The sequence below is a fragment of the Janthinobacterium rivuli genome (assembly GCF_029690045.1).
GTDB classification, from domain to species: Bacteria; Pseudomonadota; Gammaproteobacteria; order Burkholderiales; family Burkholderiaceae_D; genus Janthinobacterium; species Janthinobacterium rivuli.
The window spans coordinates 1,313,018-1,334,152 of sequence record NZ_CP121464.1; the positions used below are offsets into that span (position 1 = coordinate 1,313,018).

General features: G+C 57.7%; 11 protein-coding genes, 2 tRNA genes and 3 rRNA genes. 13 read left to right on the forward strand and 3 right to left on the reverse strand.

The annotated features are described in order from the left end of the window. Window positions 1-14 precede the first annotated feature (14 nt). Window positions 15-848: a substrate-binding periplasmic protein gene (locus P9875_RS05995; RefSeq protein WP_278317830.1), complete on the forward strand. Its 834-nt coding sequence runs from the start codon at window positions 15-17 to the stop codon at window positions 846-848. Between the two features lie 54 nt (window positions 849-902). Here the strand turns inward: P9875_RS05995 and P9875_RS06000 are convergent, their stop codons facing one another. Further along, complete coding sequence (locus P9875_RS06000) at window positions 903-3,056, reverse strand: TonB-dependent receptor family protein (RefSeq protein WP_099404116.1); 2,154 nt, start codon at window positions 3,054-3,056, stop codon at window positions 903-905. Window positions 3,057-3,261: 205 nt separating this feature from the next. Between P9875_RS06000 and P9875_RS06005 the strand changes: the two genes are divergently transcribed. From P9875_RS06005 to P9875_RS06035, 7 genes are all read left to right on the forward strand, one after another. After that, window positions 3,262-4,218: a beta-propeller fold lactonase family protein gene (locus P9875_RS06005; protein ID WP_099404117.1), complete on the forward strand. Its 957-nt coding sequence runs from the start codon at window positions 3,262-3,264 to the stop codon at window positions 4,216-4,218. Window positions 4,219-4,469: 251 nt separating this feature from the next. Continuing rightward, on the forward strand, window positions 4,470-5,990 hold the full coding sequence (adh, locus tag P9875_RS06010) for an aldehyde dehydrogenase (protein WP_034756819.1): 1,521 nt from the start codon (window positions 4,470-4,472) through the stop codon (window positions 5,988-5,990). Window positions 5,991-6,044: 54 nt separating this feature from the next. Continuing rightward, window positions 6,045-6,434, forward strand: a complete 390-nt coding sequence (locus P9875_RS06015) for a DUF779 domain-containing protein (protein WP_278317831.1) — start codon at window positions 6,045-6,047, stop codon at window positions 6,432-6,434. Window positions 6,435-6,483: 49 nt separating this feature from the next. Next, window positions 6,484-8,229, forward strand: a complete 1,746-nt coding sequence (locus tag P9875_RS06020; protein WP_034756838.1) for a PQQ-dependent methanol/ethanol family dehydrogenase — start codon at window positions 6,484-6,486, stop codon at window positions 8,227-8,229. A gap of 287 nt (window positions 8,230-8,516) precedes the next feature. Further along, window positions 8,517-9,677 (forward strand): porin, encoded by a 1,161-nt coding sequence (locus tag P9875_RS06025; protein ID WP_278317832.1) that lies wholly within the window; start codon window positions 8,517-8,519, stop codon window positions 9,675-9,677. A gap of 117 nt (window positions 9,678-9,794) precedes the next feature. Then, on the forward strand, window positions 9,795-11,837 hold the full coding sequence (locus P9875_RS06030; protein WP_278317833.1) for a 4Fe-4S binding protein: 2,043 nt from the start codon (window positions 9,795-9,797) through the stop codon (window positions 11,835-11,837). Next, on the forward strand, window positions 11,827-12,837 hold the full coding sequence (locus P9875_RS06035; RefSeq protein ID WP_278317834.1) for an FAD:protein FMN transferase: 1,011 nt from the start codon (window positions 11,827-11,829) through the stop codon (window positions 12,835-12,837). Before P9875_RS06030 ends, P9875_RS06035 begins: the two co-directional genes overlap by 11 nt. A 1-nt stretch (window position 12,838) precedes the next feature. On the opposite strand, the gene P9875_RS06040 is transcribed toward P9875_RS06035, so the two are convergent. After that, window positions 12,839-14,827 (reverse strand): sigma-54-dependent Fis family transcriptional regulator, encoded by a 1,989-nt coding sequence (locus tag P9875_RS06040; RefSeq protein ID WP_278317835.1) that lies wholly within the window; start codon window positions 14,825-14,827, stop codon window positions 12,839-12,841. A gap of 600 nt (window positions 14,828-15,427) precedes the next feature. Between P9875_RS06040 and P9875_RS06045 the strand changes: the two genes are divergently transcribed. The 5 genes from P9875_RS06045 (at window position 15,428) to rrf (ending at window position 20,587) form a co-directional block, all read left to right on the forward strand. Then, window positions 15,428-16,958, forward strand: a 16S ribosomal RNA gene (locus P9875_RS06045). Window positions 16,959-17,039: 81 nt separating this feature from the next. Then, window positions 17,040-17,116: transfer RNA gene (locus tag P9875_RS06050), tRNA-Ile, on the forward strand. Window positions 17,117-17,142: 26 nt separating this feature from the next. Next, a tRNA-Ala gene (locus tag P9875_RS06055) sits at window positions 17,143-17,218 on the forward strand. 242 nt (window positions 17,219-17,460) lie between these two features. Beyond that, a 23S ribosomal RNA gene (locus tag P9875_RS06060) occupies window positions 17,461-20,336 on the forward strand. Window positions 20,337-20,474: 138 nt separating this feature from the next. Continuing rightward, window positions 20,475-20,587: ribosomal RNA gene (rrf, locus tag P9875_RS06065) — 5S ribosomal RNA — on the forward strand. The 16S, 23S and 5S rRNA genes sit together here with 2 tRNA genes alongside, the layout of an rRNA operon. A gap of 182 nt (window positions 20,588-20,769) precedes the next feature. On the opposite strand, the gene uraH is transcribed toward rrf, so the two are convergent. Continuing rightward, entirely contained in the window at window positions 20,770-21,123 is a 354-nt protein-coding gene (gene uraH, locus P9875_RS06070; protein ID WP_070303439.1) for a hydroxyisourate hydrolase, read from the reverse strand. Window positions 21,124-21,135 lie beyond the last annotated feature (12 nt).

Sequence of the window (21,135 nt, forward strand, 5' to 3'; positions counted from 1 at the left end):
CACGAAGGAGTCCCATGCGTTCATTTCAATTCCGCGGCGCGCGCGCGATGATCTCGCTCGCTTGCCTGGCGCTGTGCGCAGCCGCGCCGGCGCGCGCCGACTGGCAGAAAGTGCAGCAGTCGGGCAGCCTGAAAGTGGCTGTGTACAACGAGTTCGCGCCGTTTTCCGACAAGGGGGCGGGCATCGATATCGACATCGCCGAAGCGCTGGCGAAAAAGTTGGGCTTGAAACTGAGCTTGCTGCCATTTCCCGCCGGCGAAAACCTGAACGATGACTTGCGCAATATGGTGTGGAAGGGGCATTACCTCGGTTATGGTCCTGCCGATGTGATGTTGCACGTGCCGGTCGACAAGAAGTTGATGGCGGATAACGACAAGGTCGAGATCTTCGCGCCGTATTACGTGGAAACCGTGCGCCTGGCGCGTAGCGCGCAAGCCGTGCCGCAATTCGATGGCGTCGCTTCGCTGGCTGGCAAGCGCATCGGCGTGGAAAAGGTATCGATCGCCGCCATGCTGATGCTGGGCGAAGATAATGGCAAGTACCGCGACGATGTGCGCATCTTCGATACGGCGGCCGAAGCCTTGCAGCAATTGCAGGCGGGCAAGCTCGACGCCGTGCTGGCCAATCGTTCGGAAATCGAATCGGTGCTGAAAAGCGATCCCGCTTTCCCCTTGAGCGAAGTGGCGTTCGCCCGCTTGCCGCGCGCGGGCTGGGCCGTGGGCCTGGCCGTCAGCAAGCAACAACTCGACGTGGCCAGGTTGCTGCAAGAAGCCATGAACGAGATGGCGGCCACCGGCGAATTGAAAACCATCTTTGAAAAGTATGGCGTGAAGGAAGCGCGGCCGTAACAGTCCATGCTGTATGTGAAGCCCGCACATCGGAAGATGTACGGGCTTTTTGTTTTAGAAACTATATTGGGCGCTGACACCCAGCAGCCAGTTGCGGCCAGGCGCCGCTTCATAGTAGCGCTTGTTGCTGTCGCCGACGATGACGGAGCCCACGTAGGTCTTGTCGAAAAGATTGTTCAGGCGGGCAAATTCCTTGAAGCGCCAATTCCCCACGTTTTGTTTGGCGTTGAAGCGCGCATTGAACACCGTATAGCCGGGCGCCGGTTTTTCGATGTTGCTGTCTTCCGCGTAGACCTGGTTGCTGGCCACGCTTTCCAGCGCCGCGCCAAAACGGTCGAGCGTGTCTTTCCAGGCCAGTTCCGCGAACAGATTGGCGCTGGGCACGCCCGGCAAGCGGCTGCCTTCGCGCACGCTGCCAAACGCCTGGTCATACACGGCGTGCAGGCTGGTGAGGGCTACTTTTGTCGTGAAGCCATATGGCAAGTTCGAGTCCAGCGACACTTCCATACCCTGACGCAAGGTTTTACCTGCATTGCGATAGCTGGTGCGCCCGCCGCTGGACTTGTCGACCACCAGCTCGTCGTTGGTCTTGATCTGGAACACGGCCGCGTTTACGTGGGTGTTGTTGGCGATTCTGGCCTTGATGCCCGCTTCCAGGTTGGTGCTGGTGGCTGGTTTCAGCTGGTAATTGAAGCCGCCGCCCGTGCCCGAGTAAAACAGTTCATTCAAGGTAGGTGCCTCAAAACCGCGCGCGGCGCTGGCGTAGACGTTGACGTTCGGCGTCAGTTTATACAGCAGACCCAGCACCGGTGTCGTGTGGCTGAACTCCAGGCTGCCGCTGTCGTTGCCATTGCTGAGATAGTGGTCGTCGACCGCCACTTTCATCTTGCTGTAGCGCAAACCTGCGCTGAGCAGCCATGGGCCGCTTTGCCATTCCGCCTGGATATAGGGATCGAGGCTGGAGACGACATTTTGCTCGTCGCGGCGCAGCTTGCCTTTTACGCCAAACGTGTTGCCGATGTAATTTTCATAACCCGTGCGGTCGTCGCTGGAGCGGCCGTAATCGATGCCGATGGTGGTGCTCAGCTTGCCGCCTGCCAGCTGGTTCACGTGCAGCCAGTTGGTGTCGATGCCGTAGAACTCACGCTGGAAGTCGACCACGCCGCCTGAATGTGTGAGTATTCCATTAATAGTTTGATTTTGTAGGAACTTGGAGAAGGCCTGATATTGGATCACCTCGCGGTTGCCGCCATACACCATTACATGCAGGCGGTCGTCGCCGAACGACTGTTCATAGGTGGCGCCGATTTGCTGGTGGTCGATACTCTTGCGCGTGTTGTAGCGCTCGGCCAGGGTGCGCTTCGGGTTCTGCGTGTCGCTCGCATCGGTTTCTCCGGCGCGCGGGTCGCGGGCAAACGTGGCCCAGGTGGCGCCCAGCGGATCTTGTGTGTTGCCCTGATGCAGGCTGTTGGCGACGATGGTCAGCTTGCTGTCCGCCGTCGGCTTGACGGTGATCTTGCCGAACGCCTGTTCGCGCGTGGCGGCGCTGTGGTCGCGGAAACCATCGGTGCGGAAGCGCGAGCCGTCGAGCACGTAGCCGATGCCGCCGGCCTGGCCTTGCGCCGTCAAGTCCACCTTGTTGGTGCCATAGCTGCCGCCCGTCACATTCAATTCGACGGACGGGGGATTTTGTCCATCCTTGGAAAACAGCTGGATCACGCCGCCCGAATGGTTGCCGTAGATGGCAGAAAACGGTCCACGCAGTACTTCGATGCGCTCGGCCGTGTCGAGGTTGAAGGTGGCGGCCTGGCCCTGGCCGTCCGGCATGCTGGCGGGAATGCCATCGCTGATCAGTTTGACGCCCCGCACGCCGAAAGCCGAGCGGGCGCCGAAGCCGCGCGACGAGATCTGCAAGTCTTGCGCATAGTTCTGACGATTTTGCACGACCAGGCCCGGCACGGCGGCCAGCGCTTCCGACGCGTTGACGCGGATTTGGCCATCCTGGATACGGGCGCTGTCGACGACGTCGATCGAGGCCGGCACTTCCTGGCTGGGGTGGGCGATGCGGCTGCCGCTGACGACCACCGTATCCATCAGTTGCCCGTTGGCCAGGTCAGCTGCCTCGGCGGCAAAGACGTGGGGGGCGAGGGTGGCGCTACCAGCGACAAACAGGCTGGCGATGGTGTTCAGGCGGAAACGATGCTGCATGCGGATTCTCCAATGTGAATAAAAGCCTGCTTTGGTCGCGTGCGCGGCGCAGGTCTGCATAGTTGTATCAAGCAATATGCCTGCCATGTCTCCATTGGTGGGCTGAAATTATACGCGTGTCAGTGGCACGGCGTTTGCATGCAGCAATGTTCAGATGCGCCGATGCCGCGCGCTTTTCCTGTGTTTTGCCATTGAAAAGGTGATTATGCCCAACTTCTTCCTGCGCTTGCGCCAAGTTTTCTGGCTGTTGCCGGCGCTCGCCAGCACCGCCGTCCAGGCCGTCCCCTTTGCCTATGTTCCCAATGAAAAATCGGGCACCCTGAGCGTGATCGATACGGCCACCGATCAGGTCGTGCGCCAGATCGCCGCGGGCAAGCGTCCGCGCGGCATTGCCGCCAACCCCAGCGGGCGGCAATTGTTTGTCACGGACGCGGCCAGCAGCGCCTTGCTGCTGATCGATAACGCTGGCGGCGCGCCCGTGCGCACGGTGGCGCTGGGCAAGTCGCCGGAAGGTGTCAGCGCTTCGCAAGATGGTAGCCACGTGGCCGTGGCCGTCGAGGAAAACAATAGCGTGGCCTTGCTCGACGGGCATACAGGCAGCTTGCTTGCCGATATCAAGGTGCACGGACGTAACCCGGAACATGCCGTGTTCAGCCCCGATGGGCGCTGGCTGCTGGTCAGCGCGGAAGAGGCCGAGCAAGTCGACGTCATTGATGTGGCACAACGCCGCCAGGTCGCGTCCATTGCCGTGGGACTGCGTCCGCGCGGCATCGGCTTCAGTCCGGACTCGGGCCGTGCCTACGTGGCGTGCGAACTGGTCAATGCCGTCTACGTCATCGACATGGCCGCGCGCAAGGCTATTGCCACCATTCCCGCTGGCAAGAATGCGAATGGCATCGTGGTCCATCCCGGCGGCAAGCAGGTGTATGTCTCGAACGGTATCGACGGCACGGTGATGGTGATCGACACGGCCAGCAACAAGGTGACGGCCACCATTCCCGTCGGCAAGCGCCCGTGGAATATGGCCATCACGCCCGATGGCGCCAAGCTGTACGTGGCCAATGGCCGCTCGAACAGCGTTTCCGTCATCGACACGGCCAGCGCGCGCAAGGTGGCCGATATTGCCGTGGGCGAATTGCCATGGGGCGTGGTGATTCGCTAGTGGCACAGGCGCAGGTGTTCCAGTCTGGTACACCTGTTCCATTGTGCAGCGGCTCAAGCCCGGGCATGCGCTGAAAAGCGCGCCGGTATTGATGCCGCGCCCTTGCAACAAGAGTAAAACCGGCTAAGTTTGTAGTGGGATGGCGAGCTGGCACGGCATTTGCGGAAGACTCCGTGTACTCACCCCATCTGTACCAGGACGTTTGATTTTAATTAAGTAATTCCATTCTAATTAACCCGATAGAGGACGACATGAATCTCGCAGACATCAGCAAACTGGGCGTAGCCAATCCCTTCAAACAACGCTATGACAATTACATCGGCGGCAAATTCGTTGCCCCAGTAAAAGGTGAATACTTTCCTAACATCACGCCGATCACCGGCTTGCCGTTTTGCGAAATCGCCCGCTCCACGGCCGAGGACGTCGATCTGGCCTTGGACGCCGCGCATGCCGCCAAGGATGCCTGGGGCAAGACCTCGCCTGCCGAGCGCGCCAATATCCTGAACCGCATCGCCGACCGCATCGAGCAGAACTTGAGCCTGATCGCCACGGCGGAAACCATTGACAACGGCAAGCCGATCCGCGAAACGATGAATGCCGACATTCCGCTGGCCATCGACCATTTCCGTTATTTTGCCGGCTGCATCCGCGCGCAGGAAGGTTCCGTCGCGCAAATCGATGCGGAAACCTATGCCTACCACTACCACGAGCCGCTCGGTGTCGTGGGTCAGATCATTCCATGGAATTTCCCGATTCTGATGGCCGTGTGGAAACTGGCGCCAGCCCTGGCCGCCGGCAATTGCGTGGTACTCAAGCCGGCCGAGCAGACCCCAGCGTCCATCATGGTGTTGATCGAGCTGATCGGCGACTTGCTGCCACCGGGCGTGCTGAACATCATCAACGGTTTCGGCCTGGAAGCGGGCAAGCCGCTGGCCTCGAGCAAGCGCATCGCCAAGATCGCCTTTACGGGCGAAACGGGCACGGGCCGCTTGATCATGGGGTACGCGGCGCAAAACCTGATTCCCGTCACCCTGGAGCTGGGCGGCAAGTCGCCGAACATCTTCTTTGAAGACGTGATGGATGCTGACGATGACTATTTCGACAAATGCCTCGAAGGCTTCACCATGTTTGCGCTGAACCAGGGCGAAGTGTGCACCTGCCCGTCGCGCGTGCTGATTCAGGAATCGATCTACGAGAAATTCATCGAACGGGCCCTGAAGCGCGTGGCGGCCATCAAGCAGGGCAACCCGCTTGACTCGTCCACCATGATCGGTGCGCAGGCGTCGCAGGAGCAGCTGGAAAAAATCTTGTCCTACCTCGACATCGGCCGTCAGGAAGGCGCGGAAGTGCTGGCCGGCGGCGAGCGCAACACGCAGGCGGGTGACCTGGAAGGCGGCTATTACGTGCGTCCGACCGTGTTCAAGGGCAACAACAAGATGCGCATCTTCCAGGAAGAAATCTTCGGCCCCGTCGTGTCCGTGACCACCTTCAAGGATGAGGCCGAAGCGCTGGCGATTGCCAACGACACCTTGTATGGCCTCGGTGCCGGCTTGTGGACGCGTGACGGTTCGCGCGCCTTCCGCATGGGACGCGCCATCCAGGCGGGTCGCGTGTGGACCAATTGCTACCACCTGTATCCAGCTCACGCCGCGTTCGGCGGTTACAAGCAATCGGGTATCGGCCGCGAAAACCACAAGATGATGCTCGATCACTACCAGCAAACGAAGAACTTGCTGGTGAGCTATAGCCCGAAAGCGCTGGGCTTCTTCTAAACCGGTACACGCGCCGCGCTTGTAGTCCGGGCGCGGCGCGCAGAAAGGGATGCCATGAGTGCAGCAATTGCCCGGGTGGTCGCCACCGATGCGGCGCTGGAAATGATGGAAAAATTGCGCCAGCGTCACGGCCCGCTGATGTTTTTCCAGTCGGGCGGCTGCTGCGACGGCAGTACGCCCATGTGCTACGCGCTGGGCGAGTTCGATGTCAGCGACACCGACATCTATCTCGGCAATTTGAATGGCACACCGTTTTACATGGGACTCGAGCAATTCGAGTACTGGGAGCATACCCAGTTGATTATTGATGTGGTCGATGGCAATGGCGGCATGTTTTCACTCGACAACGGTACGGGCAAGCGCTTTTTGACGCGCTCGCGCCTGTTCACCGATGAAGAGTGCGCGCTGTTGCATGCCCAGCCGCATGAGCACCGCAAGACTTGATACACACATACTAATAAAACAGAGGGAGATGATTGTGCAGAAAAAAATCATGGGGATCGTCGTCGGTTTGGGATTGGCATCCTTGGCCTCATTGGTCCAGGCGGCCGACGTGGGCAATGTCACGAATGCCATGCTCGACAGCACGGCGAAGAATCCGGCCAGCGTGCTGTCGTTTGGCATGGGCACGCAGGGCCAGCGTTATTCGCCGTTGACGCAAATCAATGACAAGACCGTGGCCAGGCTGGTGCCGGCCTGGTCGTTCTCGTTTGGCGGCGAAAAGCAGCGTGGCCAGGAATCGCAGCCGCTGATTCATAACGGCAAGATGTTCGTCACGGCATCGTATTCGCGCATCTTTGCCGTCGACTTGAAAACGGGCGCCAAGCTGTGGAAATATGAGCATCGCTTGCCGGACGGCATCATGCCCTGCTGCGACGTGGTCAACCGCGGCGCCGCCCTGTATGGCAACCTGGTGATTTTCGGCACGCTCGACGCCTACCTGGTGGCGCTGGACCAGAACACGGGCAAGATCGTCTGGAAGGAGAAAGTCGACGATTATGCGGCAGGCTACTCGATGACGGCCGCGCCGCTGATCGCCGAAGGCTTGCTGCTGACGGGCGTGTCGGGCGGGGAATTTGGCATCGTCGGCAGGGTCGAAGCGCGCAACCCGATGACGGGCGACCTCGTGTGGACTCGTCCAACGGTAGAGGGGCACATGGGCCACCGCTACGACAAGGATGGCAAGGCCATCGATAACGGCATTTCGGGAACGGTGAACAAGACCTGGCCGGGCGACCTGTGGAAAACGGGCGGCGCCTCGACGTGGATGGGCGGCACCTACGATCCGCAAACCAAGCTCGCGTATTTCGGCACGGGCAACCCGGCGCCGTGGAACAGCCACTTGCGTCCCGGCGACAACCTTTACTCTTCCTCCACCGTGGCGCTGGACGTGAAAACGGGCCAGATCAAATGGGCGTATCAAAACACGCCGAACGATGCCTGGGATTTCGATGGCGCCAACGAGTTCGTCACCTTCGACATGGATGGCAAGCGCTACGGCGGCAAGGCCGACCGCAACGGTTTCTTTTATGTGATCGACGCCAGCACGGGCAAGCTGCAGAACGCCTTTCCGTTTGTGAAGAAAATCACCTGGGCCAGCAGCATCGACCTGAAGACGGGCCGGCCAAACTACATCGCCGCCGGCCGTCCTGGCGACCCGACCAAGGGAGAGGAGGGCAAGAAGGGCACGACCGTGTTTGCCGCGCCCGCTTTCCTCGGCGCCAAAAACCAGATGCCGATGGCGTACTCGCCGCAAACCAAGCTGTTCTATGTGCCGGCGAACGAATGGGGCATGGATATCTGGAACGAGCCGATCAGCTACAAGAAGGGCGGCGCTTTCCTCGGTGCCGGTTTCACCATCAAGCCCTTGTTTGACGACTACATCGGCGCCATGCGCGCCGTCGATCCAAAGACGGGCAAGATCGTCTGGGAAATCAAGAACAACGCGCCGCTGTGGGGCGGTGTGATGAGCACGGCCGGCAACCTGGTGTTCTACGGCACGCCGGAAGGTTTCCTGAAAGCCGTCGACGCGAAGACGGGCAAGGAGCTGTGGAAATTCCAGACGGGCTCCGGCGTCGTGGCGCCGCCCGTCACCTGGCAGGATGGCGACACGCAATATGTAGCCGTCGTTTCCGGCTGGGGTGGCGCGGTGCCGCTGTGGGGCGGCGAAGTGGCGAAGAAGGTCAACTTCCTGGAGCAGGGCGGTTCCGTGTGGGTTTTCAAGCTGGCATCGAAGTAACGGGGTGAAGCATCCGGGCCACTCGGATGGGTGTCTCCCTGTCCGCCGGGTGTTTTCTTTTTGCTGACGGTCCAGGCCGTCAGTTTTTTGTTTACCTGTATGCCCGATACGCCTGCTTGCGGTCAAAAAATGAACACTGTCAGTGGCGATTGATCCGCCGCTGCACACCTTAAATACGCTTTTTCTCTTTCTCCCTCTGAGCCGTGCTGGGCACGCTTATTGCCAAAGCTTGAGGTACATCAATCACTGGTGTGCACACTAAAAACAGAGAAGAAAGAGGAGAAGCAATGAACACATGGATCAAGCTGGGGAGCCTGGGTGTCATGACAATCGCAACGGTGGGACAGGCGCAAGCCGTCGATATCAAGGCTGGCGACTGGACCGTGTCGGTGGGCGGCATCGTCAACGCCTATTACACGCAAGTGTCGTGTTCGGGCGATGCGGTGGGCGGGCTGGCGCTGGGCGGCCAGGCGCTCGGTTGCGGCGGAGAGAAGGACCGCACCACCATCGGCAATGGCTTGCTGCCGAACGGCTTGATCACCTCGGCCTCATCGCGGCTGGGCGAGTACGACGTGAAAGCCTTGATCGGCATCTACAACTCGACGGCCACGGACAGCGCCATCAGCCAGAACAGCGTGGTCGACGTGCGCCAGGCCTTCTTTACGTTTGGCAATGAACACATGGGCACCTTCAAGCTGGGCCGCGACTATGGCATCTTCGGCGCAAATGCGATTTTGTCCGACATGACCTTGTTGGGCTCGGGCGCACCGGTGCAGGCGACGCAGCGGGGCCGGGTGACCCTGGGCCATATCGGCGCCGGCTACACGTATCTGGGCAACTATGGCCAGATCATGTACAGCTCGCCGAAGTCGGGCGGCGTTGGCGTCGACGTGGCGCTGGTCAGTCCCGTCTCCGATACGCCCATCGTGGCAGGCTCGACCTATTCCTCGAAGTCGAGTCCGCAAGTGCAGGCGCAGCTGACGTATGCGCAGGAAGGCTTGAAGGCGTGGCTGGGCGTGAAGTCGCAAAAATTCACGTCGAAAACGCCAGGTGTTGATGACCTGACCATGCGCGGCGTGGAAGTGGGCGGCTCGTACCAGATGGGGCCGGCTGGCGTGCTGCTCAACTTCCAGGGCGGCAAAGGATTGGGGATTCTCTCCGATGCGGACCAGGGCGATACCAAGTCGAAGAACTGGCTGCTGCAAGGCACGTATAAAACGACGGACAAGCTGAAGCTGGGCTTGTCCTATGGCATCAGCAAGAACGACGACAACACGGCCGGCACGGGCGGCTTGAAGTCGAACGCCAACCTGACCCTGGGCGCGTACTACTCGCTCAACAGCGCGATCACCCTGGTGGGCGAGCTGGGCCAGACGCGCTCGAAAGGCTTTACGGGCGGCGAGGCAAAGATGAATGGCGTGTCCTTGGGCGGCATTATTTTCTTCTAACCAATAAATGCGGCGCCTTGCGACAGGGCGCCGCACGGAGCACCATGCATGCGGATAATGCGCTTGTTCATAGCCTGCTGGCTATTTCTGTTTATCCTGGGACAGGCTTGGGCCGGTGTGCTGACCAAAGCCGAACTGGCGCGGCGCTTTCCTGCGCCCATCGTCATCGGCGACAAGGAGAGCGATTTTCCCGTCTGGCCCTTGTTCCGGCAAAACGCCACGGCGACAGAGCTGGCCGGCTACGTTTTCGAATCGGTGGACCTGTCGCCGATTCCCGGCTTTTCCGGCGTGCCCGTCAATCTGCTGATCGCCATCGATCCGAAAGGCAGTTTTCTCGCCGTCGCCGTGCTGTCGCAGCACGAACCCGTGTTTCTCGACGGTCTAGGTGAAGCGCCGTTGTTCCAGTTCGTCAAACAGTACCAGGGCTTGTCGCTGAAACAGAATATCGCCATCGATGCGCGCACCAAGCGCGCGCCAGATGCGACCCATGCCGATATCGATGGCGTGTCGAAGGCCACGGCCTCCGTGCGCATCATCAACCAAAGCGTGCTCGCGTCGGCATTGAAAGTGTCGCGGAAAAAACTGGGTTTCGCGCAAGGCCGCGACCCGGACCAGATCGCCCGCATCCGCATGGAGGTATTCGAAAAACGCAGCGTGACGCAGATGCTCGCACAGGGCTTGATCCAGCATGTGCGTTTGAGCAACAAGGAGGTAGAGACTTTGTTTGCCGGCAGTCCCGGAGCGGGACTCGATGTGGAAGCGACGCGCGAACCGGACGGCGTGTTCATCGACCTGTACCTGGCGTATGTATCCGTGCCCAGCGTGGGACGCAATCTGTTGACGGAACGCAGCTGGAACAAATTGCGCAACCGCTTGGAGGAGGGCGACCACGCCATCCTCATCATGTCGCGCGGGCGCTACAGCGTGCTGGGCGACGATTTCGTGCGCGGAACAGTCCCGGACAGGCTGTTACTGAAGCAAGATGGCTTGCCCATCGACATGCGCGACCTGGACCTGGAATTGAGCTTGTCCGATACGGCTACGTTGCCGACGGAAAATGTCGCCGTGTTTCGGATCATCAGCCAGGCGGGGCTCGATGCGGCCAGTCCGCTGGCGTTCACGCTACCGATCACGCGCAGCAAGGGCATCGTGTATCCGGAGCGCATCGCTCGCAACGTCGATTTCAACTACCGTTTGCCGGCCGAATTCTATACTGCGCCGCAAGGCGACGATGCCACGTGGCGCGGCACGTGGAAAAACCGCAAGGCTGAGTTGCTGTTCTTGGCCGCCGGGCTGGCGCTGCTGGCCGGCGCATTGACATGGCAGAAACGCCTGGTGCGCGACGGGCGGCAATTTGCCTGGTTCCGCCGTCTGTTCCTGTTGTTTACCATCGGCTTCATCGGCTATTACGCGCAGGGGCAGTTATCGATTGTCAATATCACGGGTGTCATCCAGGCGCTGCTGGCGGGGCGCAGCCTGAGCTTTTTTCTGTTCGATCCGATGACGGTGATCCTGTGGGCGTTCGTGCTGCTCAGTCTGTTTATCTGGGGGCGCGGCACGTTTTGCGGCTGGCTGTGTCCGTTTGGCGCGCTGCAGGAATTCACGGGCAAGCTGGGCCAGTGGTTGCGCTTGCCTCAGTGGAAGATCAAGCCGCGTCTCGATGGCCGCTTGAAATGGATCAAGTATGGCTTGCTGGCGGCCATACTTGGCAGCAGCCTGTTTTCCAGCCAGATCACGGACAAGCTGGTCGAGCTGGAGCCGTTCAAGACGGCCATTACCCTGAACTTCGTGCGCGCCTGGCCGTTCGTCGCGTATGCCGTGGGCTTGCTGCTGCTCAGCAGTGTTTCCTACAAATTCTTTTGCCGCTACCTGTGCCCGTTTGGCGCGGCGCTGGCGCTGCTGGGGCGGTTTCGCGTGTTCAACTGGATTCCGCGTCGCAAGGAGTGCGGCACACCGTGCCAGACGTGTCGCCACCGCTGCGAACATCACGCCATCGCGCCGAGCGGGAAAGTCGATTACGGCGAATGTTTCCAGTGTATGGATTGCGTGGTGATTTACGCCAGCGATGAAAAATGCGCCCCCTTGATGCTGGAAATCAAGCGTGCCCGCACCATTCCCATTGTCCGGGCCACGGCAGAGGAGAGCAGCAATGCAGCGTAGAACGTTTATTTCCGCAGCGATCGGCAGCGTGGCCGGCATGGCGGGCGTTATTTTGCCTGGCAGCATGGCGCGCGGTACGGCCACGGCGTCTGGCGTGCGGCCTTATCAAGGCGCCGCGCTGGCGTTTGGCACGACGATCGCCGTCACCGTGTTGCACCACGATCAGCGCCAGGCGGAACTGGCCATCGAGGATGCCTTGCATGCGGCCAGGAATATCGACCGCCTGATGAGTATTTACAGCCCGAGCAGCCAAGTCTTCCGGCTGAACCGTGACGGCCGCCTGGCCCGGCCTGACGTCCATTTGCTGGCGGTGCTGGCGCAGGCGCAAGCCTTGTCGCAATGGAGCGATGGGGCATTTGATATCACCGTGCAACCTTTATGGCAGCTGTTTCGCGCGGCGGCAGACCAGGCAAGCTTGCCGACGGACACATTGCGTCGCGCAGCGCAGGCGCGGGTCGGCTGGCGGCAACTGGCGTGGGATAGCCGCGAAGTGCGTTTTTTTCAGCCCGGCATGGCGCTGACCTTGAATGGCCTGGCGCAAGGCTACGCGGCGGACATGGCGCTGGCCGCCGTGCAGGCGCGCGGCATACGGCACGCCTTGCTGGACACGGGCGAATTCGTTGCGCGCGGGCAGCGTTCCGTGCGCCGTCCCTGGACCCTGGGCATCCAGGATCCGCGTGACGCAGAAATACTCGCGGCCACCTTGAAAGTGGAAGGGCGCAGCGTGGCCACGTCGGGCGATTACGAGTGTACGTTCACGCCCGACTTCGTGCATCACCACATCTTCGATCCATCGAAGGGGGATTCGCCGCGCGAATTGGCCAGCGTGACCGTGCTGGCACCCACGGGTTTGCTGGCCGATGGCTTGTCGACGACCTTCATGGTAACGGGTGCGGCGCGCGCGCATGCGATGGCCGCGCAAATGGAAGGCGTTGACCTGATGAGCATCGACAAGCAGGGCCGGCGCGAGATGTCGCCCGGCTTTTCCCTTCTAATGTAGGCTATTTCAGATGCGGCACCTTGCGATAGATCGTGTTGCGGGACACGCCCAGGGCCCGCGCCGTGGCCGAGACGTTGCCACCGTGGGCATCGAGCGATTTGAGAATGACGCTTTGCTCCATTTCTTCCAGGTTGGCGCCGGCCGCGATCATGCGGTCCGTGCTGGCGCTGGCGGCAGTCGCTTGCGTCATCTCAATATCGTCGAGGAAATCATCGGGCATGTGGCGCAGACAGATTTCATGCTCGTCGCCCGCCATGACGATGGCCGTGCGCAACAGATTCGTCAACTGGCGGAAATTGCCCGGCCATTTATGCTGGTGGAACATGCGCAGAATATCCGGCGCCACCGTGTAGCGCGTGTCGGGCGCTTCCGTTGCGAGGATTTTTTTTACGACCGTGTCCAGGTCCGTGCGTTCGCGCAGCGGCGGCAGTTTTACCACCAGGCCATTCAGGCGGTAATACAAATCTTCGCGGAACAGTCCTTTGGCCATGCGTTCGCGCAAGTTGTGATTCGTGGCACAAATGAGTTCCACATTGACGGTGATCGATTTGCTGCTGCCCAGCGGGGTGACCATGCGTTCCTGCAACACGCGCAACAGCCGTGCCTGCAAGCCAAACGGCATGTCGCCGATTTCATCGAGGAACAGGGTGCCGCCATTGGCTTGCAAGATCTTGCCGATGGCGCCTTTCTTGCGCGCACCCGTAAACGCCCCGTCCTCATAGCCGAACAGTTCGGACTCGATCAGGGTTTCCGGAATCGAGGCGCAATTGACGGCAATGAACGGTCCCATGGCCCGTGGCGAATCGTTGTGGATGGCTTGCGCCAGCAATTCCTTGCCGGTGCCCGTTTCTCCCATGACGAGGATGGGGATGTCGCGCCCCAATACTTTGTTGACCTTTTCGATCACCAGTTCCAGCTGCGGATCGCCCGTGCGCAGATAGCGCAGGCCGGACAGGCGGCGCGCCGCGTTGGCCGCATGGCTGGCCGGCGCGGGAACCTGGGCCGATGCGGCATTGATATCGCTCTGGTCGGTGCTGGCAGCAAAGCCGTGCTGGAAGACGCTATTGGACAGGCGCAACTGCGCGCGCCCATACACGCGCACGCCGCTGTGCATGCACAGGTTCAGCAAGCCGGGCGAGGCAGTGCGGTAATGGTCGTACAGGGCGGACACGGGCAAGCCGAACAGGGAACTGAATGTGTGCGATTGCAGCGCGGCAAATGACAGGCCCAGTTGGAACAGGCCATTCTTGTTGGCGGATAAAAACCGTCCACCCGGCGTGAACGAGGCGATGCCTTCCATCAAGGTGCCGATGAATTCGGGGCGCGCGTGGAAGTGCACGGTGATGGCATCTTCGAAGGTGGCGGAAAACAGCTGGTTCTCGATCATCAGCGCCGACATGCGCACGAGGGCCATCGTATGCTTGTGGAAACTACGCTGGTCGCTCGAGACGTCCAGCACGCCGATGACGTTGCCCCGGTGGTCGGTGATCGGTGCGGCGGAGCAGGTCAGGAAATGATTGGCGGCCAGGTAATGCTGGTCCGCATGGACCAGGGTCGGTACTTTTTCCGTGATGGCCGTGCCGATGGCATTCGTGCCGCGGCTTTGTTCCGACCATGCCACGCCCGGTTGCAAAGCGACCCGGTTGGCTTTTTCCAGAAAATCATCGTCACCCAGTGAATGCACGATGACGCCGTTGGCATCCGTCAAGATCACCATATTGTGGGTGTTGACGATTTGCTGGTACAGGGTTTCCATGGCGGGCAGCGCGTGCGTGTGCAGCAAGCGGTTTTGCTCGATCAGCAAGGACAGGTCGGATTTGCCGGCCGGCGTAAAGTCGGGCGTGGCCGTGGGCGACAGGCCAAAGGCGACGGAGCGCTGATGGGAAGTTTCAATGATGACGGGGACGTTGTCCTGTCCTGCCGGCAAAATGTTCGCGTCCGCGATGGACGAAAACGGTGCGCTACGGTAAGTAGCTGACGGTTGATACATGATCTCGTTGCCTCCGTTGGGCCCTGTACCGGGCGCTCTTTTGAATATCGAGAGTGTTCCATAATGTAGCACCTGTCACAGATGGGAGCAAAGCAAAGCGAACCGGGCTATCCCCAGTGTTGCTGCCAGGCCCAGAGTTGCTCCCATCAGTGGACAGTGCATAGGGCTGTATAAGCAAGTGTGGTGCCAGGGCCGTTTCGCAGGACGGAAAAATAGCGCTTGCGGCGCGCGCGGAGCAGGGCTATAATTCGCCCCCTCGCTGAACGACGCATGCAAATGCCGAGTAAGGCAGGAAAAGAAGGAGTTGACGGATTTAGCGAAATGCTTCATACTCTTCCTTCTTCGCAGCTGACAAACACAACGCTTTGTCGATAGCGCGAAAGTAGCACCGAATACAGTTCTTTAACAATTAACAGTCGATAAGTGTGGGCATTTGATGTAAGTGCAGCAGCGATTTTCGGATCGCTGTAAAACTTAAAATATCAAATGTTCACAAGAAATAATGAAATAGGCGCTACGAAAGTAGTGGCCTGTCAGTTTTTTGAGTGAGCGACCCGTCAGCAATGACGGTGCCAATAAAATGGCAAAGTAACAGAGATTAAACTGAAGAGTTTGATCCTGGCTCAGATTGAACGCTGGCGGCATGCCTTACACATGCAAGTCGAACGGCAGCACGGAGCTTGCTCTGGTGGCGAGTGGCGAACGGGTGAGTAATATATCGGAACGTACCCTAGAGTGGGGGATAACGTAGCGAAAGTTACGCTAATACCGCATACGATCTAAGGATGAAAGTGGGGGATCGCAAGACCTCATGCTCGTGGAGCGGCCGATATCTGATTAGCTAGTTGGTAGGGTAAAAGCCTACCAAGGCATCGATCAGTAGCTGGTCTGAGAGGACGACCAGCCACACTGGAACTGAGACACGGTCCAGACTCCTACGGGAGGCAGCAGTGGGGAATTTTGGACAATGGGCGAAAGCCTGATCCAGCAATGCCGCGTGAGTGAAGAAGGCCTTCGGGTTGTAAAGCTCTTTTGTCAGGGAAGAAACGGTGAGAGCTAATATCTCTTGCTAATGACGGTACCTGAAGAATAAGCACCGGCTAACTACGTGCCAGCAGCCGCGGTAATACGTAGGGTGCAAGCGTTAATCGGAATTACTGGGCGTAAAGCGTGCGCAGGCGGTTTTGTAAGTCTGATGTGAAATCCCCGGGCTCAACCTGGGAATTGCATTGGAGACTGCAAGGCTAGAATCTGGCAGAGGGGGGTAGAATTCCACGTGTAGCAGTGAAATGCGTAGATATGTGGAGGAACACCGATGGCGAAGGCAGCCCCCTGGGTCAAGATTGACGCTCATGCACGAAAGCGTGGGGAGCAAACAGGATTAGATACCCTGGTAGTCCACGCCCTAAACGATGTCTACTAGTTGTCGGGTCTTAATTGACTTGGTAACGCAGCTAACGCGTGAAGTAGACCGCCTGGGGAGTACGGTCGCAAGATTAAAACTCAAAGGAATTGACGGGGACCCGCACAAGCGGTGGATGATGTGGATTAATTCGATGCAACGCGAAAAACCTTACCTACCCTTGACATGGCTGGAATCCCCGAGAGATTGGGGAGTGCTCGAAAGAGAACCAGTACACAGGTGCTGCATGGCTGTCGTCAGCTCGTGTCGTGAGATGTTGGGTTAAGTCCCGCAACGAGCGCAACCCTTGTCATTAGTTGCTACGAAAGGGCACTCTAATGAGACTGCCGGTGACAAACCGGAGGAAGGTGGGGATGACGTCAAGTCCTCATGGCCCTTATGGGTAGGGCTTCACACGTCATACAATGGTACATACAGAGCGCCGCCAACCCGCGAGGGGGAGCTAATCGCAGAAAGTGTATCGTAGTCCGGATTGTAGTCTGCAACTCGACTGCATGAAGTTGGAATCGCTAGTAATCGCGGATCAGCATGTCGCGGTGAATACGTTCCCGGGTCTTGTACACACCGCCCGTCACACCATGGGAGCGGGTTTTACCAGAAGTAGGTAGCTTAACCGTAAGGAGGGCGCTTACCACGGTAGGATTCGTGACTGGGGTGAAGTCGTAACAAGGTAGCCGTATCGGAAGGTGCGGCTGGATCACCTCCTTTCTAGAGTTTGCACGAATCAGGTAACTGGTTCACGCATCAAATGTTCACACTTATCGGCTGTTAATATAAAGAACAGCATTTGGGGCTGTAGCTCAGCTGGTTAGAGCACCGTGTTGATAACGCGGGGGTCGTTGGTTCGAGTCCAACCAGCCCTACCAGTTTCTGTAGTCTGGAAATACCCATAGGGGGATTAGCTCAGCTGGGAGAGCACCTGCTTTGCAAGCAGGGGGTCGTCGGTTCGATCCCGTCATCCTCCACCAAAAGTTCAAACGTAAATCAGTGTTGAATTCAACACCGGGATTTAGGTTTGGTCTTTCGAGATCAAGTGCTGTATGTTCTTTAACAATCTGGAAGAAGTAAAGATTATTTATTGATCGGTTTGCCGTAAAAAGTAAATCGATGGGTAATGATTGTATGTATCAACAAACAAGCAACAACGTTGTACTTTCTTATCCCTGTAGCGCTCTTTCATTATGCAAATGATGAGAGGCTAACGTTATAGGGACAAGCGAATAAGTGCACATGGTGGATGCCTTGGCGATTACAGGCGATGAAGGACGTAGTAGCTTGCGATAAGCTGCGGGGAGTGAGCAAACACACTTTGATCCGCAGATTTCCGAATGGGGCAACCCACCCTTTTAGGGTATTGCATACTGAATACATAGGTATGCAAGGCGAACGCGGCGAACTGAAACATCTAAGTAGCTGCAGGAAAAGAAATCAACCGAGATTCCCAAAGTAGCGGCGAGCGAAATGGGAAGAGCCTGTACGTGATAGTCGGACCGATAACAGAATCCTCTGGAAATAGGAGCCATAGTGGGTGATAGCCCCGTATGTGAAATCGGACCGGTGATACTAAGCGTACGACAAGTAGGGCGGGACACGTGACATCCTGTCTGAATATGGGGGGACCATCCTCCAAGGCTAAATACTCGTAATCGACCGATAGTGAACCAGTACCGTGAGGGAAAGGCGAAAAGAACCCCGGAAGGGGAGTGAAATAGATCCTGAAACCGTGTGCATACAAACAGTAGGAGCGGACTTGTTCCGTGACTGCGTACCTTTTGTATAATGGGTCAGCGACTTACATTCAGTGGCAAGGTTAACCGCATAGGGAAGCCGTAGAGAAATCGAGTCCGAATAGGGCGATCAGTCGCTGGGTGTAGACCCGAAACCAAGTGATCTACTCATGGCCAGGATGAAGGTGCGGTAACACGCCCTGGAGGTCCGAACCCACTAATGTTGAAAAATTAGGGGATGAGCTGTGGGTAGGGGTGAAAGGCTAAACAAACTTGGAAATAGCTGGTTCTCTCCGAAAACTATTTAGGTAGTGCCTCAAGTATCACCATCGGGGGTAGAGCACTGTTATGGCTAGGGGGTCATTGCGACTTACCAAACCATTGCAAACTCCGAATACCGATGAGTGCGAGCTTGGGAGACAGACGTCGGGTGCTAACGTCCGGCGTCAAGAGGGAAACAACCCAGACCGCCAGCTAAGGTCCCAAAGATTGGCTAAGTGGAAAACGAAGTGGGAAGGCTAAAACAGTCAGGATGTTGGCTTAGAAGCAGCCATCATTTAAAGAAAGCGTAATAGCTCACTGATCGAGTCGTCCTGCGCGGAAGATGTAACGGGGCTAAGCCAGTCACCGAAGCTGCGGATATCTAGCAATAGATATGGTAGGAGAGCGTTCTGTAAGCCTGCGAAGGTGTCTTGTAAAGGATGCTGGAGGTATCAGAAGTGCGAATGCTGACATGAGTAGCGATAATGGGGGTGAAAAGCCTCCACGCCGTAAGCCCAAGGTTTCCTGTTCAACGTTCATCGGAGCAGGGTGAGTCGGCCCCTAAGGCGAGGCAGAGATGCGTAGCTGATGGGAAGCAGGTTAATATTCCTGCACCGTCGTATGATGCGATGGGGGGACGGATCGCGGAAGGTTGTCCAACTGTTGGAATAGTTGGTTTTTGGCTCATAGAAGGCACTTAGGCAAATCCGGGTGCGCAATTCAAGGGGTTGAGACGAGTGAATTTATTCACGAAGCAATCGGAAGTGGTTCCAAGAAAAGCCTCTAAGCTTCAGTCATACGAGACCGTACCGCAAACCGACACAGGTGGGCGAGATGAGTATTCTAAGGCGCTTGAGAGAACTCGGGAGAAGGAACTCGGCAAATTGGTACCGTAACTTCGGGAAAAGGTACGCCCCGGTAGCTTGATTGGTTTACTCCATGAGGGTGAAAGGGTTGCAATAAACTGGTGGCTGCGACTGTTTAATAAAAACACAGCACTCTGCAAACACGAAAGTGGACGTATAGGGTGTGACGCCTGCCCGGTGCTGGAAGATTAAATGATGGGGTGCAAGCTCTTGATTGAAGTCCCAGTAAACGGCGGCCGTAACTATAACGGTCCTAAGGTAGCGAAATTCCTTGTCGGGTAAGTTCCGACCTGCACGAATGGCGTAACGATGGCCACACTGTCTCCTCCCGAGACTCAGCGAAGTTGAAATGTTTGTGATGATGCAATCTACCCGCGGCTAGACGGAAAGACCCCATGAACCTTTACTGTAGCTTTGCATTGGACTTTGAACCAATCTGTGTAGGATAGGTGGGAGGCTTTGAAGCGGGGACGCTAGTTCTCGTGGAGCCAACCTTGAAATACCACCCTGGTTTGTTTGAGGTTCTAACCTTGGTCCGTTATCCGGATCGGGGACAGTGCATGGTAGGCAGTTTGACTGGGGCGGTCTCCTCCTAAAGTGTAACGGAGGAGTTCGAAGGTACGCTAGATACGGTCGGACATCGTGTTGATAGTGCAATGGCATAAGCGTGCTTAACTGCGAGACTGACAAGTCGAGCAGGTACGAAAGTAGGACATAGTGATCCGGTGGTTCTGTATGGAAGGGCCATCGCTCAACGGATAAAAGGTACTCTGGGGATAACAGGCTGATTCCTCCCAAGAGTTCATATCGACGGGGGAGTTTGGCACCTCGATGTCGGCTCATCACATCCTGGGGCTGTAGCCGGTCCCAAGGGTATGGCTGTTCGCCATTTAAAGTGGTACGTGAGCTGGGTTTAAAACGTCGTGAGACAGTTTGGTCCCTATCTGCCGTGGGCGTTGGAAATTTGAAGGGGGCTGCTCCTAGTACGAGAGGACCGGAGTGGACGAACCTCTGGTGTACCGGTTGTCACGCCAGTGGCATTGCCGGGTAGCTAAGTTCGGAAGAGATAACCGCTGAAAGCATCTAAGCGGGAAACTTGCCTTGAGATGAGATTTCCCAGAGCCTTGAGCTCTTTGAAGGGTCGTTCGAGACCAGGACGTTGATAGGCTGGGTGTGGAAGTGCAGTAATGCATTAAGCTAACCAGTACTAATTGCCCGTACGGCTTGTCCCTATAACCTTAGCAGGTACAGAGGATAAGACGGTACAACGTTGCGTGTGTGTTGATACAACCAGTCATTACCCCAATCTTTGCTTCTTCCAGATTCAGGCTTTGTCGTCCAATTGGAGACAAATGCCAGTACAAGTTATGCCTGATGACCATAGCAAGTTGGTCCCACCCCTTCCCATCCCGAACAGGACCGTGAAACAACTTTGCGCCGATGATAGTGCTGCAACCAGTGTGAAAGTAGGTTATCGTCAGGCTTGTTATTCGAAAAAACCCCTTCCGGTGATCCGGTTGGGGTTTTTTACGTCTGGTGGTTTTGTTTGACGCTGGTGGTGCTTGTCGGCTTACGCGCTGCGCGCTAAGCCGACCTACGGTCATGTAAAGTCCGGTAGGTCGGATTAGCGTGGCGTAATCCGACAACATTGTTGGCCTCGTGGCATCAGCTACCGCGGTAAGTAGAATACGACCAGGGCGACACCACCAGCGGCACGTGATAATTTTCATCCGTATGCGCAATACCGAAGGCCAGCGTCACCAGGTCGATAAAGCGGGGCGAGGGCAATTCCACCCCCTGGGCGGCGAAATAGTCGCCTGCATTGAACACCAGTTCATACTGGCCCGCTTTCATGCTCTCGCCCTCCAGCAATGGCGTGCTGCAACGGCCATCGCTGTTCGTCATATCCATCTTCAATAGCACTTTTCCTTCCGGCGCGACTGAAAACAAGGCAACCTTGACGCCGGCTCCCGGCCTGCCGTGGGCGATATCGAGTACATGCGTGCTGAGTTTTCCCATTTGCTATCCTGT

Coding starts and splice junctions, on each gene's coding strand:
- uraH (WP_070303439.1), bottom strand. CDS start 21,123: ATGGGAAAACTCAGCACGCATGTACTCGATATCGCCCACGGCAGGCCG.
- P9875_RS05995 (WP_278317830.1), top strand. CDS start 15: ATGCGTTCATTTCAATTCCGCGGCGCGCGCGCGATGATCTCGCTCGCT.
- P9875_RS06040 (WP_278317835.1), bottom strand. CDS start 14,827: ATGTATCAACCGTCAGCTACTTACCGTAGCGCACCGTTTTCGTCCATC.
- P9875_RS06025 (WP_278317832.1), top strand. CDS start 8,517: ATGAACACATGGATCAAGCTGGGGAGCCTGGGTGTCATGACAATCGCA.
- P9875_RS06005 (WP_099404117.1), top strand. CDS start 3,262: ATGCCCAACTTCTTCCTGCGCTTGCGCCAAGTTTTCTGGCTGTTGCCG.
- P9875_RS06000 (WP_099404116.1), bottom strand. CDS start 3,056: ATGCAGCATCGTTTCCGCCTGAACACCATCGCCAGCCTGTTTGTCGCT.
- adh (WP_034756819.1), top strand. CDS start 4,470: ATGAATCTCGCAGACATCAGCAAACTGGGCGTAGCCAATCCCTTCAAA.
- P9875_RS06020 (WP_034756838.1), top strand. CDS start 6,484: ATGGGGATCGTCGTCGGTTTGGGATTGGCATCCTTGGCCTCATTGGTC.
- P9875_RS06015 (WP_278317831.1), top strand. CDS start 6,045: ATGAGTGCAGCAATTGCCCGGGTGGTCGCCACCGATGCGGCGCTGGAA.
- P9875_RS06035 (WP_278317834.1), top strand. CDS start 11,827: ATGCAGCGTAGAACGTTTATTTCCGCAGCGATCGGCAGCGTGGCCGGC.